11 protein-coding genes are annotated in these 18,318 nt (G+C 48.6%); 3 read left to right on the top strand and 8 right to left on the bottom strand.

Features of this window, described 5'->3' with window-relative positions; translation table 11 throughout:
* Positions 1-85: 85 nt before the first annotated feature.
* The 4 genes from ECHVI_RS08000 to ECHVI_RS07985 form a co-directional block, all read right to left on the bottom strand.
* Positions 86-745, bottom strand: coding sequence for a ClpP family protease (locus tag ECHVI_RS08000; RefSeq protein WP_015265457.1), 660 nt, complete (start codon positions 743-745; stop codon positions 86-88).
* A 3-nt stretch (positions 746-748) separates the two neighbouring features.
* A complete protein-coding gene (locus ECHVI_RS07995) occupies positions 749-1,018 on the bottom strand; it encodes a hypothetical protein (RefSeq protein WP_015265456.1) in 270 nt (89 codons plus the stop codon).
* Positions 999-1,538 (bottom strand): RNA polymerase sigma factor, encoded by a 540-nt coding sequence (locus ECHVI_RS07990; RefSeq protein ID WP_015265455.1) that lies wholly within the window; start codon positions 1,536-1,538, stop codon positions 999-1,001. Before ECHVI_RS07990 ends, ECHVI_RS07995 begins: the two co-directional genes overlap by 20 nt.
* A gap of 171 nt (positions 1,539-1,709) precedes the next feature.
* Positions 1,710-2,777, bottom strand: a complete 1,068-nt coding sequence (locus tag ECHVI_RS07985; protein ID WP_015265454.1) for a branched-chain amino acid aminotransferase — start codon at positions 2,775-2,777, stop codon at positions 1,710-1,712.
* A 233-nt stretch (positions 2,778-3,010) separates the two neighbouring features.
* Here ECHVI_RS07985 and ECHVI_RS07980 point away from each other — a divergent pair, with 233 nt between their 5' ends.
* Complete coding sequence (locus tag ECHVI_RS07980; protein WP_015265453.1) at positions 3,011-4,435, top strand: aminotransferase-like domain-containing protein; 1,425 nt, start codon at positions 3,011-3,013, stop codon at positions 4,433-4,435.
* A 480-nt stretch (positions 4,436-4,915) separates the two neighbouring features.
* Here ECHVI_RS07980 and ECHVI_RS07975 read toward each other — a convergent pair whose 3' ends face one another.
* The 4 genes from ECHVI_RS07975 to ECHVI_RS07960 form a co-directional block, all read right to left on the bottom strand.
* Positions 4,916-8,557, bottom strand: a complete 3,642-nt coding sequence (locus ECHVI_RS07975; protein WP_015265452.1) for a DUF4450 domain-containing protein — start codon at positions 8,555-8,557, stop codon at positions 4,916-4,918.
* A 6-nt stretch (positions 8,558-8,563) separates the two neighbouring features.
* Positions 8,564-9,637 (bottom strand): glycoside hydrolase family protein, encoded by a 1,074-nt coding sequence (locus ECHVI_RS07970; protein ID WP_015265451.1) that lies wholly within the window; start codon positions 9,635-9,637, stop codon positions 8,564-8,566.
* 133 nt (positions 9,638-9,770) lie between these two features.
* Positions 9,771-11,285, bottom strand: coding sequence for a RagB/SusD family nutrient uptake outer membrane protein (locus tag ECHVI_RS07965; protein ID WP_015265450.1), 1,515 nt, complete (start codon positions 11,283-11,285; stop codon positions 9,771-9,773).
* Positions 11,286-11,303: 18 nt separating this feature from the next.
* Positions 11,304-14,474, bottom strand: coding sequence for a SusC/RagA family TonB-linked outer membrane protein (locus ECHVI_RS07960; protein ID WP_015265449.1), 3,171 nt, complete (start codon positions 14,472-14,474; stop codon positions 11,304-11,306).
* A 436-nt stretch (positions 14,475-14,910) separates the two neighbouring features.
* Between ECHVI_RS07960 and rhaM the strand changes: the two genes are divergently transcribed.
* On the top strand, positions 14,911-15,225 hold the full coding sequence (rhaM, locus tag ECHVI_RS07955) for an L-rhamnose mutarotase (protein ID WP_015265448.1): 315 nt from the start codon (positions 14,911-14,913) through the stop codon (positions 15,223-15,225).
* A 92-nt stretch (positions 15,226-15,317) separates the two neighbouring features.
* Positions 15,318-18,107 (top strand): glycosyl hydrolase, encoded by a 2,790-nt coding sequence (locus ECHVI_RS07950; RefSeq protein ID WP_015265447.1) that lies wholly within the window; start codon positions 15,318-15,320, stop codon positions 18,105-18,107.
* The last annotated feature ends 211 nt before the right edge of the window (positions 18,108-18,318 follow it).

The following is an 18,318-nucleotide window of genomic DNA, read 5'->3' as shown; positions in this document are numbered from 1 at the left end:
TTGCCCCCCATGCCCAAGTCGGGGACTTGGGCATGGGGGCTTAAAAGTCTGAAGACTTTTGCCTATCGAGTAACCCCATGCTTGATTATGAAACGTCCTCGTAAAACCTTACCCCAAAAGGCATGTTTTGCAGTTGGACAATATCCGTTGTGTTTCCGAGTACCTCGTCTACCAAGCCATATTCTTTGGCTTCCGGCGCACTCATATAACGGTCTCGGAGAAACAACTCCTCGATTTCCTGCCATTTATGGCCGATATTGTTGCCAATAATATGAAAAAGCTGGACCTGAAGACGCTCCTGCTCCTTGGTCGCTATCCTGACATCTTCCGTATAACCTTTGGATCCTCCGCTGGTAGGGTGCATGTGGATAGTGGCATGTGACAGGGCTTGGCGTTTGCCTTTTGCCCCACTTGTGAGCAAGGCCGTCGCCATACTTCCCGTAAACCCCACTGCCAACGTGATCACCGGTGCCGAAATCATCTGGATCGTATCATATATCGCCATCCCCGCATAGACACTCCCCCCAGGGCTCTGAATATACAGGCTAATTGGCCTTTTGGTGTCTTGGCTGTTCAGGAACAGTAGCTGGGCCACCACCAAATTGGCCACTTGATCATTGATGGCACTTCCCAAAAAAATGATCCGCTCCTTGAGCAATAAACTGAAAATATTGTAGGCCCTTCCGCTATAATCGTTCTGGTCGATCACCATTGGGACGACCTGTGAGGCATTTGCTGAAATCATCCTTTATCTTTTAAAGAGGTTAACAATTCGCTTTCTAAATCCTTGGTGTCGGGGAGCCTCAAAAAGCTCATGCTCGACATTCCGAATTTCTTCCCGTAATTTCTCCCTTCCATAGTCACGCACGAGCTGATAAGCCATTTTCTGACGGTTAATTTTCTGGGGCATGGAGGTATCCAGCTGCATTTTGGCTTCCATAAGTAGCCGCTCTTCTGGTAAGGAGATGCCCTGGATGAATCTTTCCAGTTCCCTAATTTCACGTAGTGAAGTCCTCATAGGTCAGTGATTTATCTTTTACTTGTGCTCGTACTTTTTCCAGGCATTTAAATTTCTGCACCGTGGCAGACCGTGTGGTTCGATATCCATATCGGTGGGCAACTTCATCCATCGAAAGTCGATCGTAATAAAATGACCTTAACATCTCCATGCATTTTTCACCTGCTGATTGGAGAAAGCTCAATAGGTGCAAAGGTTTGTCTGCTTTGTCCTGCTCACTATCCGTGACCTGTGACAGCGCTGATTCATCTGCTACAAGCGGCAAAGATGAAGCTTCACGAAAACGCTTGTACCAAAGATGCCTGGCTACGCCAAAAAGATACCCCTCATGCTCGTGAACCTTTTTTCCTGCTACCAACTGCTCGTAATAGATCATCAAACTTTCCTGAAAGACATCCTTTGCATCCTCCATCGAACCTCCTCGCCTACTCACATAGCGGGCGACGGATGGAAATGACTCATAATACATCTTCAGGAAAAACTCCTCCCTGCCTTTACGGGTTTTCAATATATTCCTCATAATCAATTGCCTTGGTATACATTATCATGTGTCACAATCTAACCAAATATCACCTCAGAAGACAACTTTTATTTTTGCAGCTCTTATACCCAGGTAAAAAACAAACTGGTCCAAGTCTTCAGACCTGGACCAGTACACTCAAAAGTCTTCAGACTTTTGAGACTTTTCCGCTTACTTTGTCAAGGCTTTTTCCAGCACGGTATTCCAAGCATAAGGATCTTTCTCCTTCCCGGCACGGATGGCTGACAGTCGAGCTTTCAATTGGTACATCTGAGCATCCTCGGCGATATAGGGCCGAAAATCTTGGCCATCTATCTGGATAAGCTCCAAAGGGGCTACCACTGCTGCCGTTCCGGCTCCAAAGGCCTCTACTTTCTTCCCTGTGCTAAAAGCCTCCTCTAGCTCCTTCAAGCTGATTGGCCGCTCTTCCACTGGCCAGCCCATGTCCCTTGCGATGCTCAGCAGCGAATCCCGCGTCACACCAGCCAAAACCGTTTCTCCTGCCGGTGGCGTCAGCAGGACCCCATCTATGATAAACATGAGGTTCATCGTCCCGGATTCTTCCACGAACTGGTGATCACGGGCATCGGTCCAAATCACCTGGTCAAACCCTGCTTGCTGCGCTAAATGGGCGGGGTAATAGGCCGCGCCATAGTTCCCGCCATTTTTGGCTGCCCCTACCCCTCCTGGGACTGCTCGAGTATAGTGCCTTTCCACTTTTACCTTCAGGGGCTTCGCATAGTAAGCAGCCATCGGTGTGCATACCACCATAAACAAATAATCGGTAGAGATACTGACCCCCAATCGCGCTTCAGTCGCAATCACAAACGGCCGGATATAAAGGGAGTTTCCTTCCCCTCCCCTGATCCATTCCTGCTCCAAGTCCACCAATTCCCTGATTCCTGTTTCAAAAAGTTCCTCGGGTATTTCCGGCATCGCCATCCTGCGCAAAGACTGATTGATCCGCTCGTGGTGGCGCGCTAGGCGGAAAATACTGATGGTGTCATCTTCCTGCCGGTAAGCTTTCAGCCCCTCGAAGACCGTCTGCCCATAATGAAGACACATTGCCAAAGGAGATAAAACCAGCTGTTCATAAGGCTGAATGGTCGCCGAATGCCAATGGCCATCACTGTACCTGGCCACCAGCATGTGATCTGTAGCCTCTACGCCAAATTGAAATTGATTAAAATTAAACTGTTTGATGGCACACTGAGACGTTAACTGCCTTTTAATTTCCATACCCGTTATTTTTCAGATGATTATTTTGATTTTATCCAAAATTAAAAAACCTTTTCAGTTCATTACAGATACAGTTTTTGTATTTTTGACCATAACAGATAGGAAAAAGTAAGAAGTACGAAATGAGGGGATAGCAGATGAGCATACAGATGACTCGACCTGTGTCGATCTCAAGACTTAATACTCAATACTCAATACTCCTTACTTTAACCTCACGTCTACCATCTATTTCCATGAACCTATACGAAAAACTAGCCGCCGAGCTTGAAAAGCAAATCAAAAGTGAAACCTACCGATTTGGGGAGAAACTGCCTTCAGTGAGGGAGCTGCACCGTAGCGCTGGCATGAGCATAAGCACGATCCTGCAGTCCTTGTACCTGCTGGAAGCAAAAGGACTCGTGGAAGCCCAGCCCAAACGTGGCTATTATGTCACCTATCATCCTAATCAAGGCAAGAAAACGCCCGTTGTTTACCATCCGACCCAAAAAGAAGGGACAGGGGATATCGAAGACCTCATCCAGCAAGTCTATGGGGCACATGATGAACCCAGCCCAACCGTAAATTTCGCTATCGGAGTTCCTTCCACGAACATGCTGCCCATTGCCCGGCTGAAGAAAATCGTCCGTGAGACCATGTTGGACTTGACGGATGCTTGTGTGCAGTATGAGCCCATTACGGGCAATGACTACCTTCGCCGCCAAGTAGCCCAGCGGACGTCCCTGTGGCATCATGCCCTCTCCCCGGACGACCTGGTCACCACCAGTGGCTGCATGAATGCCCTGGCCTTAGCACTCATGTCCATCACCAAAAAAGGAGACCGCATCCTCACAGAGAGCCCCGTGTACTTTGGCACCCTACAGTTGGCCCAAAGCTTGGGACTGGAAGTCGTGGAAATGCCCACACATGGCGAACATGGGCTTGACATGGAAGAAGTCAAAAAGACCCTGAAACAAACCGCCATTGCCGCCGTGATTGTCGTCAGTAACTTTAGCAATCCCTTGGGGTACAGCATGTCTTCTCAATGCAAAAGGGCGCTGGTCAATATTTGCACCACCCACCAAGTGCCCCTTGTTGAGGAAGACCTGTACGGGGATGTATATTTTGGCACGGAAAGACCACTTTCCTGCAAAAGTTTTGACCGGGAAGGAATCGTCTTATGGTGCAGCGCCGTATCCAAGACCTTGGCCCCGGGCTATCGGGTAGGGTGGATTGCTCCAGGAAAATACAGGGACAAAGTACTCAAAACCAAACTTTATCATCAGGTATCCAGTCCCTCGCTTTCCCACGAAGTGGTCGCCAGGTTTATGGACAAGGGACGCTATGAAAACCACCTCAGGCAGCTCAGGGTTACCCTGCATCATAACCTCCTCAAGTACCTGAAGATAATCCAGGAATATTTTCCCGAAAACACCAAAACCACCTTCCCCAATGGCGGATTTTTGCTTTGGGTCGAGCTTGATCCACGAATCGACACGTCATTGCTCTATCAGCCTGCACTGACTTTAGGCATCAAATACGCCCCGGGAAGAATGTTTACCCTACGAGACCAGTACAAAAATTGCCTCAGGCTAAGCTTTGGCCTGGACTGGAACGAACAGACCGCCACTGCCTTGACCAAGCTGGGACTGCTATTGCAGCACCAGCTGGTAAATTATTAGATCGGAATGGTTCAAAGGATCCTAGGTTGGATGTCAGGCCATGAACCTGGTCGGCATTTTCCCTTTTTCATCCCTACCGCGATGGGCACCTGAGCGTAGCCGAAGGCCGCCCACGCCTACTCCAAACTTGATTGTACCGGGGCAGGATCCAAGCCCAAGTTAGGAAACAGTACCCTCCCCCCTCAATACTCTTAAGTTAATGAAATTAAGTGAGGTCAGGCGGAGCGGAGTCAAGGTCCTACACTAGCCTTCAACTTTAGTTTATCCTGAGCTTGTCGAAGGGCTCAGGGTGACAATTAAAAATTGAAAGATTAGAAAATTGCGCATTACATTGCGAATAGAGGATTACAAACATGGAACAGCTTAATTGAGTCAGAGACTCAAAGCTTGCCAGTCCTGGGGCAGAGCCCCAGCACAACCCGGGTACAGCCTTCTTGGTTCTAATGCCTCATGTCTCACTTCTCACATCTCCACACTCCTTCATTCCCTCTCCAACGTAACGGCCATCAATCCGATGACCACCTCAATGGTAGTGGCCTTTACTTCCAAGGATTTTAGCTCCTTGGCCGGATCCAAGCGCAAATCCAACACCGTAGCGGCTCCGCCATCTATCCCATAGGTGGTAAAATGATCGATAGCGGTGTAGTCATCATGGGCTTCACGGCTGATCTTTCCGGTTTTCAAGTGAACCCGAACCGGCCGGGGCACTCCTAGCGCAAAGGCATGATCATCAATGAAATAATCCTGTTCTATCGGCCACCAACTTTCAGGATTCCGAAGCGATAAGACCTCTTGACTGCCATCTTGATAGTGAACGATCACTTGGCCATTTTCCATTCGACTCTGCATATGATTGGTAGATCCCGCCATCAGAAGGTACGCATGGCTGGCCTTTCCCGACAACGCTACACTTACCTGCTCGGGGTAATTGTCCCATAAAGAAGCAAACAGGATGTTGTTTTTGGTGGAATCTCCCGGAGTGCTGAAGGGAATGCCTTGGGGCAAAACAAACTGATCAGCCTTACCCGCCAATTTTCGCAGCCCTTGGTCATCGATATCCATATAAGCTGCATACGATGCCCAATCCCCCATTCCCTGGACAGGGATCTGTAAGGTAGGATAAGGAGAACGCGGACTTAGGTATTTATTTCTGAAAATGGACGTGACCTTGTCGTTCAGGGCATTAGAAAGGTCCACTGGCTCCAAGCTTCTGGTGGATGCGCCCAACGCCCAATTGGTCACCTGCTGCCTTGCCATCAACTCACCATCGTCATAAACCTCCACCAAATTAGTTCCTGTTTGAAGCATGGATAGTTCTTGGACATCAAATGCTTGTTCTGCTGTCGGCGCCAAGGTCAATGCCGCTTTCCACGGTTTGCCATTCACGTGAATGGATACGGGCAAGGCCTGCTTTTGGTGGTTGGCGACCGTAAAGGCCAATGCTGAAGAAGAGGTGCTATTTGCAGGAGTAATTTCCACCTTTGGCAGAACTTTTACGGGGATCGGCTCCCACCAAGTCAATTCACCTTGGTGCAATTTGACAAAATAGGTCTTGTCACCAATTTGTTCGCCCACCTTGGCTTCAAATCCATGATCTGCGATTGCTTTTTCCATAAACACCTGCTCCGGATCATGCCACTTCAGCACTTCAGCATCTTGCCCTTCTATCACCAAATTTTCTCCCACCGTAACCTGTTGAGGAAAGCTAAAAACTTCAACCGGCGTGCCTTTCCAAGATATGGAAATACGGGTTTTCTCTGCCAAGGGCGCCTTGATCATAATGGAAGGCTTACCCACTTGGTTTGCCAAAACCCGCCACTCCCCGGGCTGACCATTGACCAAAACTTGCTTTATGGCTGCTTTCTTGGCCCGCACCACCAGCTCCAGGGTCATCTCCTGACCGAACCTATTGGTAACCGTATAATGATCCTCTTCACCGCTTCGCTTAAAGTCAATTCCCACATCCGGAGTGCTCAGGGAAGCCTTATCCCAATCGGCAGGAAAGCCTGGCTTGATCTCCAACCGGTTGTTCATCAAATCGGGCTTTATCCCAAAAAGCCCCTCGATAAGCGACCTCGCTCCCATGCCAACTGCATCTGCAAAATCCCGGTACAGCTCGCTTCTCATCGCATCCAAAAAGGACAATTGCTGAAAATTACCTGGACTGCCGCCCAAGTACATGCTTTCCAGCAAGGCACTCTTCCACAAGTTAAATGCTTTGTCGGTATTTCCTGCTTGCCAATAGGCCAAACTCGTATGCAACACCTCAGCCAGGGCCACATTATTGACCGACCACGTGTAAGGCATCCAATTGGTCGTCGAAAGGGTATGAAAAGCTCCTGCTTCCAGTCCATCGGCCACCAACGGGATATGTGGAATGTGATTGTCCACATAGCGGGTCATTTCCCAAGCCTGAAAAGGGTCGGGCACTTCACTGTCAATGGTATGATAAACGGACCAAACACCTGCTTGAGGGTGAAGGTTTTGGGGACCCAAAAAATCCTTGTATTCGGCATACCAGCCACTAGGAAGCCAAAGGGTTTCGTTCATGGCCTTAAGGATCGCTTCTGCTTCTGCTGCATACTGTTTGCCGTCCTCCCCAATAAAGGCCGCCAGCTCAGCGGCTTTTTTATTGGCAAAATAATTATAGGCGGATGCATGGGCCACTCCTCCACTGTTGTATTGGAGGGCATCACTGGCCCAGATGCTGGCATAAGCATTATATAGGCCATCTCCGTCGGGATCGAAATTTCGTTTCTCCCAAGCCAAATGTCGCTCGATGGACGGCCACACGGCTTGCAAGTAAGCCTTATCCCCTGTCCAATCAAAGTGCCGCAGCAACTGATCAAAAAACACTTGGTTCATGTCATAATGGTGCGGAGAGGATGGGGATCCCGGACGGCGGCTGAGATAGCCACGGTTAAAGATGGATTTACCGGTCTTCTCCACCTGTCGTGCCAGGTGTTTGGCCGTGTCAGGATCATTTCTTGTCCCACTGGGCTCCAAATATTGGGATGCCAGATACCCGTCGAAATGCGTCTTGGCACGGTCATGCCAGCCCATCCAATCGGCCACATATGCACCCCTCCAGCCCGGAAGGGGCATTCGCCAGGCCACTGCTCCATGGACGTACGCTGGGGCATCATATATGGCGTCCGCCGCGATGCCCAAGGCACCTCCAATCGTGTTTATATAAGGATCCGGCGTTTCTACCTGAATGCGATTGGCCAATTGGCTTCTTGCTTCATCCGCTTGGGCATAAGCTGTCGCCAATTCTCCATAAGGCAATTCCCGAAATCCGGGGCGGTAAATGGCAACATAATGCGCCTCCTCTCCTGCGGCAACCTTACCTGCCAATACCGGAGCTTCTACCACTTCTGATTCCCATAAAGTGGCTGGGCTGCCCATCTTTTCCGGTGCTGCACGTTTAAGTTGTGCCGAAGATGGAAAGGTGGCCAACATACGTGGGCGATCTTCGCCATCTTTGGCCTCGCCATAAGCCAATATCATTTCATTTTGGCTATTGATTTCAATATCATTGCCTTGGCACTTCTCTACTGTAAGGTCAAAAACAGAAGGTGGATCAGCACCAAGGTCCCCCATCCTGCTGAAACGTTTACCGGTCACACCACCGTAGACAAAAACCAATTCAGCCCCTTCAGGCAATCCCTCCGTTTCTGTCCTAAAAATGGCACCTTCTTGAGCACGTAAGGGCATTACGTTGACACTGACTGTTGCATTGCCCCAGCGTGGATCAGCAATGGCATACATCATCATGCCGGCCCTATAGCTGGCTTTTACCTGCTCGGCTTCATGGAGCCATATGGATTGTCCATCTACTTGGACGCCGATCCTAAAATGCCCTCCCATGCCGGGCAGGTAAAAAGAAAACAATGGCTGATCGCCCGCTTCTGTGCGAAAATCCGAATGGTAGCCGTAGAGGGCACGATTAAACCTGCGCGCTCCATTCTGGATGACAAAATCCTTTCCCTCTGGGGAATACCGTACTTCCCTAGGAATGTCATGCCAATATTCTTGTGCCGTTATGTGATAAATACTGCCAAGGAAGCACAACAGAAACGCAAACAAAAAAAGTAGCTTATTGCCCTTTGAATAATACATGATGGTTTAGTCTTTTATTTTAAATAGATAGGTACTCGAGGTCATGAACGCTCCCCCCTGACTGGTCAAAAAGAGGTAGTCCGGCTGATCATCCTTAAAGAGGAGCTGTGGCCGCTCAAACCGACCATACTTCGACAAATGACCAGGCTTTGGGGGCTGGCTAAAATAATGATCCGTTTCGTAATAGGCAATCTCCGGCGGATCACTGAAATGGATACCATCTTCGGATTCGAGGTAAAGCCCATATTGGTGATTGTAAATTCCCATATCCCGCATGAGCATTCGGAATTTGCCCTCTTGAAACCAGACAAACCCATCTTCCGCTTGGATATTGTCGCCCTTATCCGCATAGTTGATGATGGGATTTCCATCATACTTTCTATAAGGCCCCTCCGGTTGATCAGCTATGGCCAAGCCATATTTTCGGTTTCCACGTATTTTAGGATCGGTATAATGCTCATATTCATAGGTATTCCACGATTTGTAATACAGAAAACACCGCCCATCCGGGTGTTGGACAAAGGACGGATTGGTGGTACAGTGATCGTCCCAACTCCCCTCTTCCCCTGCTTCCAACAGCGGCTTGTCTGGTCGCTTCCACGGGCCATCCAAGGAATCTGCCATCGCCAAGCCAATGCGCTTGGTATTGGTCCGCTTGTTATGGTTGCCCATGTAAAAGAGGTAAAACTTACCGTTTACTGCTTTGATATGCGGATTATGACAAGTGGTGGCGTCCCAATGATCTCCTCCTCTCGGAGAAAGCACCACTTCTTGAAACGTATAGGGCCCTTCCGGCCGATCGGCCACCGCATGGGCGATTTCAGATTGATGGATCCATCCTCCCATGCCAAATTCCGACTTCCACCTTGAGTAAAACACATGGACTTTTCCTGCTTGATCATAAATGGGACTGGTACCCCAAACGTAATACCCTTCCGTCTCCAGTAATCGGTGCATTGGCTCCAGGCGTTTGGCAAACGCTGATACTGGATCTCCACGGAGCAAAGGCTCCAAGGAAGATGGAAACATGGCCATTGCAGGTAACATGGCGGTATATCCGAGAAAATCCCTTCGTTTCATAAATTGAGTTATTTTAACCTTTTCCATCAAAAAGCCACCCGCCGTTAGCGGATGGCTTTCATCTATCTTTCATCTATCTTCTTGACTCTTTCATCTATCTTAATACTGTCCTCGTACCTAATACTTCGTACTTCTAATAGCCTGGATTCTGCTCATACAGGCCCTCTTTTACGTCCAGCTGATTGATCGGCACGGCATAAATCATATCGTCCGACGTGATGTCCGTAGAAATCTTATTTCCGGAATCATCCGTGGCGATCCAATCCAGCATTACATCGATGGCCATTCCAGAACGCACCAAATCATGCCACCTCAAGCCTTCACCGATAAATTCCCTTCTTCGCTCTTCCATGATCTGATCATACGTGACATTGGAAATGGGTGTGCTGATGCCTGCTCGACCCCGGATTTCGTTGACGATCTCGTCAATTTCAGTTTGGGAGCCACCACTTTTGCTCAAGGCTTCTGCTTTCATCAACAGGATGTCGGCATAGCGGATGACCGGGTAGTTCAACTCAAAGTCAAATCGGTCCACACCAAGGTTATCCAAGTCCAGGTATTTCTTGATAAACCTATCCTGAACGGTATTGCCATTGGCGTCGGTATAATTTACCCAAACCGAGAAATCATCCCGCACATCGACGGATTCATAGGAAGCCATCAAATCCGCAGAAACAGTCTTGGGTGCATCAGGGAAGGTCCCGCCAGCAAATGGAATTCCATTGGATCGGGCAAAGGCTTCAGGATAGTGATACTGCACATACTCACCGCCTACCCCAAGGCCTCCACTTAAAAACTGAATATCAAAGATGATCTCTTCATTGTTTTCATTATCATAGGCAAAGATATCTGCATAATCATCCACCAAGTCAAATTGGCCGCTATTGATGATTTCATTCAGCAAGGTCAGGGCTTCACTCCACTCATTGGTGCCGAGCACGGGACCGTCTGGATGCAGCTGTGTACCGGAACGGGTCATGTATACCCTGGCCAGCAAGCCTCTTGCCGCATGGGAAGTCGCCCGGCCCAAATCACCCGCACTGGTATATTCGTCTGGTAAGTTATCGATTGCAAACTCCAAGTCGGCTATGATCAACCCATAAACATCTGCTACGGGGCTTCTTGGAATCTCCAATGCTTCCAGTGGCGTCACGGGCCGGTCGAAAAGCGGCACTTTTCCGTAAAACCTGATCAAATCAAAGTAATATAAGCCCCGCAAAAACTTGGCCTCTGCTTCAATCCTACTGCGCATCGCTTCATCAGGAAGGACATCAGGACTGATGTTGTCCAAAATGGTATTGGCGCGCATGATATTATTGTACAGGCCATTCCAAGTGGAGTTCATTATCCCCGCCGTCGCCAAGTTGGTATTGAAATTATTGATCAGGTTATAATCCCTGACCCCCGCTGTCCCTGGAGAGTAAATATTATCCGAACGCACTTCACTCAGTTCAAAGTGGTTGATGGGATAAGCATTCAGGCCATTGTACGCACCTGTAAGCCCTTTTATAAAATCTGATTCGTTCTGATAAAAGGCATTGGAACCGATAGATGAAATCGGAGACTGGTCCAGCTTGCTTTCACAGGAAACCATTGCTCCAGTGGCCAAGCCCAACAGCGTAATATAGAGTTTATTCAACTTTTTCATTGTTCTTGTTCTTTTGGGTTAAAACTTCAGGTTGACACCAAATACAATTGATTTGGACAAGGGGAATGCGCCATAATCGTCCCCATCACTGTTTACCGCCTCAGGATTAAACCCTCCGGTGTATTTATCCCCGCCAAAGAAGTTTTCAGCTGTCATATAAACCCGGGCGCCAGAAAGCAATTTTTCATTGGCAATAAGCCGTCCGAGGTCATATCCCAACGTAATATTTCGGATACGCCAGTAATCGGAAGGATACAGCCAGTCGGTGTTTTTGATTCGCCCAAAACTGGACACGGCTTTTCCTGTCTCCCCATCACCTGGATTTTCTGGAGAACGCCACCTGTTGCGGTGTCTTCCCAAGGTATTTTCAACATAGCCCATGCCTGGACGGTCCATGGCACGGCCAAAAGTAGAATAAATCAAACCTCCCCATTGGCCCTGCACCAAGATGTTCAAGTCAAAGCCTTTGTAACGGAAATTATTGGTAATGCCCCAAATATAATCCGGGTTAGGATTGCCCGACAAAATTCTGTCATCAGGGTCGATCACACCATCATTATTAGCATCCAAGTACTGTGGATCACCTTCCTCTTGATTGCCATAAAGGGCCGCTCCATTGTCAATTTCCTCTTGGGTCAGGATCCCGATATTCTGCACCAAAAACAAGGTATTCATCGGCTGGCCAACCATGGTGATCCGGTGGTTAATGTCAAAACTTCCGCCCAAGATCGGCGTATTGTTCGGACCAAGCTGCCTTACCTCGTTGTTGTTATGGCTGAGATTGACATTTGTCGTCCATTCAAATTGCCCCGTGATATTCCTAGAGGTCAACTCCAACTCCCAACCTTTATTCATTACTTCACCGATATTGGTCAGGGCAGTCGTAAAGCCTGTAGCAGACGGCACCGGTATGTTCAGGAGCAGGTTGGTGTTTTTTCGGGTATAGTAATCAAAGGATACGTAAAACCTGTTTTCCAGTATTCCCAAATCAAGGCCTACGTTCATCATTTCGGATTCTTCCCAGCCCAACTCAGGATTGGGGAAATTGCCGGGGATCAAGCCATTGCTCAAAGCCCCTCCATAGGAGTAATTGGCAAAATCCAACGTCGCAATATGGGAATAATCTCCGATGCCATTGTTTCCGGAAAGTCCCCAGCTACCCCTTACCTTTAGGTCACTGATAAAGGGAACATCCTGCATGAATGCTTCGTCAGAAAGCCTCCAGCCCAAGGATACTGAAGGGAAAAAGCCCCATTTGGTCTCGTCCCCAAAGCGCGATGAACCGTCTCTTCTGGCCGAAGCCGACACCAAGTATTTGCCTTTATAGTCGTACTGTACCCGACCAAAATAAGACAGCAATGTGCTCTGTGTTTCGGTGGTATTGGTGCTGCCAGCATTGATCACGGCGGCATTGAGGGTGGTAATGCCTTCTACGTCAAAATTACCGCCCATCGTATAGGTATTTCGCTTATTGAAATTGTACGACATACCGATGACCGCATTCAGGTTGTGTTCCTCGTTAAAGGACTTGACATAGGTCAAGGTATTCTCATTCACAAAAGTCAATTTCCGATACCCGTTAAAGCCACCGGTGGTTTGATTGTTTCTGGTCACCGCAGCAGGGGTATAGTTTTTATTTTGCTGATCCACATTGTCCACGTTTAGCGTGGTCTTAAAAGCAAGGCCGTCGATAAAGTCATATTGCCCATAGGCAGTGGCCAAGTTCCGGAAAATGGTCGTTTCATTCAGCCGTGATTTCGCATAGGCAATTGGGCTTAACCGCGAACTGGCCCACGTATAAAGCGGGATCTCCCCTACACCGGTATTGAGTCCCGCATCCGCTTCTACCACTGGCGCCATCCCTACGGTAGTATGGGTAATCGCATCCTTACCTTCCACGCCTGGATCATTTAAGGTGGAGTAAGACGGATTCAGGTTCAGGCCAAATTTCAGCTTATTGCTTGCCTGCACTTCCACATTGGCACGGGCAGAATAACGCTTATAGTCCAATCCCACGGCAATGCCCTCTTGGTCGAGGTAATCCCCGGAAATAAAGTACTTCACGTTTTCATTTCCTCCCGAGGCATTGAGTTGGTAATTTTGGACCAGCCCTTTTCGGAAAAGGTGATCTTGCCAATCCACCAGCATCAAGCCCGGATAACCTTCCATCGTCCAGCGCTCATCGTACATGTAGTTTCGATCAAAACCACCAATAATCGCTTCACGCTCGGCCAAGCTTTGGGATGCACTGCGTCCTTCACCGGACTGCTCCCATTGCGTATTGATCATTTCGGTGGCACGATCGATCCACTCGGTAGGGCTCAGCACGTCCAGCTTCTTCACCGTTTCGTTAAAACCGATGTAAGAGTTCAAGCTGATTTGTGCTTTGCCAGATTTACCACTTTTGGTATTGATCATCACCACGCCATTGGCGGCACGGGAACCATAAATGGCCGCTGCTGCTGCATCTTTCAGGACTTGGATGGATTCAATGTCATTGGGACTGATATTGTCCATGGGATTGCCGCCTGCAGCCTCAAGCGGGAAACCATCGATCACATACAGTGGCTGGCTATTGGCCGTGATAGAGCCCACACCACGGATTTGAATATCAAATCCTCTCCCGGGGACGCCGGTCGTCTGCTTGACGCGGACACCTGCCATCTGCCCGACCAACGCTTGATCTACCCGCTGGATGGGCCGCTCTGTTAAATTCTCCGGTTCCATTTGGGCAATGGCTCCGGTGATATTGGCCTTTTTCTGGGTACCGTACCCGACGACCACTACTTCTCCCAACTGCTGCATGTCCACCTGTAAGGTTACGTTCAGGGTAGTCTGGCTCCCTACAGCGATCTCCTGCGTCACAAAACCAATAGAGCTGAAGGTCAATACCGCCCCTTCGTCGGGTACTTCCAAGGTGAAATTTCCATCAATGTCCGTAACGGTCCCTTTTCCGGTGCCTTTCAGCAAGATACTGACCCCCGGCAAGGGAAGGTTATCTTCACTGGAAACCACGGTACCACTGATCTGCTTTTCTAATTTGTTGATGGTAACTTCAGGAACTTCTTTCTCCAGGTAACTTGCAGGAAAGGGGATTTCCGCTGCACCAGCTACCGTGCCATAGGCCATGGACATTAACAAAAATGTACACTTCTGCCATGGATTTTTAAGGGTTAATTGTCTTTTCATGGGTTATTTTTTAGGGTTTGCTAAACCGGAAAACATCGTTTTATCCGATCATTTGATTACATCAGCTTTTACATCAAAAAGCCACCTGTTTGCATTCCAGAAAGTAAATTCAACTTTACGTTGGTAAAAACTACCTAAATTCACTTCCTCTACAAGCCTCTAATCTTGTCCTCCTAAAGTACAGTAAAAGTTCTTTTTCTTTGTGCTGTAGTATCCCGCTCCCCATTTCGCAAAATGGCTTTAATGTGTCCTTAACCTCCTATTGAGTCGGTAAACACCACTCATAGTCGCCACACACCATGTTGGATATTGCTTGACGCACCATGGCACCAAGGGAGCCTACGAAACAGTCCTCCGGCGCTCATACCTGTCAGATCATAACAGTTATTTCCGTATTATTATGTTTCTTAGGAGCTAGGACAATAATTCCCTTAAAATGACAAAACAAATTGCCTTTAAAATGAAGTTACTGCCGGGCTATGAGGCAGAATATGAGCAACGGCACCGTGAAATATGGCCTGAACTGGTGAAGCTTCTCAAAGACAGCGGTGTGCAGGATTACAGTATCTATCTGGATCGGGAAACCTCCACTCTATTTGCCGTTCAGACCGTCACCGGTGACAGCAATTCCCAGGACTTGGGTAATACCACCATTGTCCAAAAATGGTGGGCTTACATGGCAGACATTATGGAGACCAACCCGGATAATTCACCAGTAAGTCTTCCCTTAAAGGAAGTGTTTACCTTATAAAGGCTGGCCATCCCAATAATACAACGGCCACAGCAGGACCTTGCTCCAATCGTAAATGGCATCGTCCGCATTTCAAAAAGTAAAAATTAGCAATGAAACTCACCTTAAAAGCACTACTTCCAGCTGCCTGTTTGATGGTTTTTTCTTGTCAGACTCCTTCAGAAAACGCAGCCGACACACCTTCCATAACGCCCGATACCTGGCCGGAAATCACCCAGCAATCCAAGCCGTGGACCCGCTGGTGGTGGATGGGCAACGCCGTGGATAAGAAAAACCTCAGCTACCTGCTGCATGAATATGCTGATGCGGGGCTTGGTGGTGTGGAAATCGCCCCAATTTACGGAGCCAAGGGATACGAAGACCGTTACCTCGACTTCTTGTCGGACGAATGGCTGGAAATGCTAAAATATACTGTTAATGTAGCCGACAGCTTGGACATGCAAGTGGACCTGACCCAAGGAACCGGCTGGCCATTCGGGGGGCCATTTGTCGACGTTGACCATGCCGCTTCTAAACTGGTCACCAAGGAATTTGACTTCAACGGGCAGGGGGAATTCTCGCAAAACCTCACGTGGAAAGACGAAAAACATCCCGAACGCAGCCCAGAACTTCTCGCAGTGATGGCCTATGGAAATGATGGACAAGTGGAAGAGCTCACTTCCCAAGTTACCGCCGATGGCCAACTGACGTGGGAATCTTCCGGCAACTGGAAGATCATGGCCATCTACAATGGCAAAACAGGCCAAAAGGTCAAAAGGGCCGCTCCGGGTGGACAGGGATACACCTTGGATCACTTTTCGGCCGAAGCCGTAAACCGCTATTTGGATGTCTTTGGAGAAGCCTTTGGAGAGGACCTTCCCGGCATTCGGGCTTTTTACAACGACAGTTTTGAAGTATACGGGGCTAATTTCACCAAAAACTTCTTGGAAGCATTTCAGCAGCGAAGAGGCTATGACCTGAAAGCTTACCTGCCACAGCTGCTCGGCAAGGAACACTCGGAAGAAACTGCCCGCATCAAATCCGATTACCGCCAAACCCTGCATGAGCTCCTTCTGGAACACTTTACGGAGAATTGGACTGATTGGGCACACAGCAAAGGTAAAAAGACCAAAAACCAAGCTCACGGCTCTCCAGGAAACCTGATCGATTTGTATGCTACGGTAGATATTCCCGAATGCGAGACATTCGGCTCCAGCTATTTCCCAATACCGGGGCTCAGGAGAGACAGTGCCGATATCCGAAACGTGGATCCCGATCCGATCATGCTAAAATTCGCTTCTTCCGCGGGGCACTTGGCCGGAAAACCCTTGATTTCCTGCGAAACTTTTACTTGGCTCGGCGAGCACTTCAAGTCTTCCTTTTCTCAGATGAAGCCCGAAGTGGACCAAGCCTTCCTTGCAGGCATCAACCATGTATTTTACCATGGCGTCACCTATTCTCCGCAGGATATTGATTTTCCGGGATGGTTGTTTTATGCCTCCCTGAACCTTACCCAGCAAAACAGCCTTTGGCCACATTTCAGAAGCTTCAACGACTATATCGCCCGGTGCCAGTCTGTCCTTCAGGCCGGAAAGCCGGACAATGAGCTGATGGTCTATTGGCCCGTTTATGATGTCTGGGCCGAGGAAGGCAATATGTTCCAGATGATCTCGGTACACCACATTGATGACTGGCTTCACCCTACGGCCTTTTATGCCCAAACTACCAAACTAATGGGGCAAGGGTATTCGGTGGACTTTACTTCTGACAAGCTCATCCGAGAAGCTCGGGTGGCGGAAGGAAAAATCCTCACGCATGGAGAGGCCTCACCGGCCAAAGCGCTTCTGATCCCACAAATGGAATATTTCCCCCTTCAAACACTAGAGAGTGCCATTGCATTGGCCAAAGAAGGAGCGACAGTGATCTTTGAAGCGGCGCCAAAGCATGTACCGGGACACTTTGAGGTAGAAAAAAGAGAAAAGGACCTGGCGGACACCTGGGCACAATTAACGTTTGATGATCATGGAGTGGCCACAGTAGGAAAGGGAAAGGTAATCCTGAATGGAAACTTCCAACAGGCACTGGAGAATGAATCCATCGAAAGAGAGACCTTGGCAGACACCGGATTACAGTTTATCCGAAGGACAGTGGGAGATGACAAGTACTATTTCCTCGTAAATCACACTGCAGCGGCCATTGACAAAGAAATCAGCCTGAACGTGGATGCTTCCTCAGTAGTCCTGATGAATCCACTCACAGGAAAAAGCGGTCTTGCCAAAAGCCGTCGTCAAGAAGGCAAAACCTTCGTCAACGTACATTTGGAATCCGGTGAGAGCTTATTGGTGCAGGCCGCAGCAGCAGAAGCCCAGTCGGTCAGCCCATGGACTTATCGCACGGAAGCAACCAAGACCATCCCTGTAGAAGGCCCCTGGGAGCTTCATTTTGATGCGGGAGGACCTGAGCTTCCAAAAAATCAAACTACCGAGACCATCCAACCTTGGACGGGGCAAGGAGACGATATTGCGGATGCATTTTCAGGCCAAGCCACTTACCACACGACCTTTGACCTACAAAAAGAAGCGGACAAGCATTACTTGCTCAAACTGGCCAACGTCCACGAAAGTGCCAAAGTTTGGATCAATGGTCAAGAGGCCGGCTATGCCTGGAGCATTCCCTACCAACTCCGTATAGGAGAGTTTCTGAAAGACGGCAAAAATGACATCAAAATCCAAGTCGCCAACCTCATGGCCAACCGGGTCCGCTATATGGACCAACATGGAATGGAATGGCGAAACTACCACGAAATCAACTTTGTCAACATCAATTATAAGCCCTTCGATGCCTCCACATGGGATGTGATGCCATCGGGGATAGAAGGATCCGTGGAATTGGAAGTATTTTAACACACGTTGTTCATGAGAAAACTTGTGCTGCCCATAAACATGAACATTTAAAGAAATCAGCCACAGGCCAAAACAAGGGACTTTCTCATTGCCTCAAGTCGTTTTAACTTCACTACAGATTTCAACGACCTGTTATGAGAAAGTCCCTACTCCCCACCAACCCTTTTAAGCTTGCAGCCATCACTTAATGGATATGCTTCTATTTGCAAAC

Origin of the sequence: Echinicola vietnamensis DSM 17526, from assembly GCF_000325705.1 — a bacterium.
Classification (GTDB): domain Bacteria; phylum Bacteroidota; class Bacteroidia; order Cytophagales; family Cyclobacteriaceae; genus Echinicola; species Echinicola vietnamensis.
The sequence above is the reverse complement of the archived record's forward strand: the minus strand, read 5'-3'. Positions and strand labels throughout refer to the sequence as shown.

What these genes read in the sequence shown, in the direction of transcription:
- ECHVI_RS07980 (WP_015265453.1), top strand. Translation starts at nt 3,011, where the DNA reads ATGAACCTATACGAAAAACTAGCCGCCGAGCTTGAAAAGCAAATCAAA.
- ECHVI_RS07975 (WP_015265452.1), bottom strand. Translation starts at nt 8,557, where the DNA reads ATGTATTATTCAAAGGGCAATAAGCTACTTTTTTTGTTTGCGTTTCTG.
- ECHVI_RS07950 (WP_015265447.1), top strand. Translation starts at nt 15,318, where the DNA reads ATGAAACTCACCTTAAAAGCACTACTTCCAGCTGCCTGTTTGATGGTT.
- ECHVI_RS07995 (WP_015265456.1), bottom strand. Translation starts at nt 1,018, where the DNA reads ATGAGGACTTCACTACGTGAAATTAGGGAACTGGAAAGATTCATCCAG.
- ECHVI_RS07960 (WP_015265449.1), bottom strand. Translation starts at nt 14,474, where the DNA reads ATGAAAAGACAATTAACCCTTAAAAATCCATGGCAGAAGTGTACATTT.
- ECHVI_RS07985 (WP_015265454.1), bottom strand. Translation starts at nt 2,777, where the DNA reads ATGGAAATTAAAAGGCAGTTAACGTCTCAGTGTGCCATCAAACAGTTT.
- ECHVI_RS08000 (WP_015265457.1), bottom strand. Translation starts at nt 745, where the DNA reads ATGATTTCAGCAAATGCCTCACAGGTCGTCCCAATGGTGATCGACCAG.
- ECHVI_RS07965 (WP_015265450.1), bottom strand. Translation starts at nt 11,285, where the DNA reads ATGAAAAAGTTGAATAAACTCTATATTACGCTGTTGGGCTTGGCCACT.
- ECHVI_RS07990 (WP_015265455.1), bottom strand. Translation starts at nt 1,538, where the DNA reads ATGAGGAATATATTGAAAACCCGTAAAGGCAGGGAGGAGTTTTTCCTG.
- ECHVI_RS07970 (WP_015265451.1), bottom strand. Translation starts at nt 9,637, where the DNA reads ATGAAACGAAGGGATTTTCTCGGATATACCGCCATGTTACCTGCAATG.
- rhaM (WP_015265448.1), top strand. Translation starts at nt 14,911, where the DNA reads ATGACAAAACAAATTGCCTTTAAAATGAAGTTACTGCCGGGCTATGAG.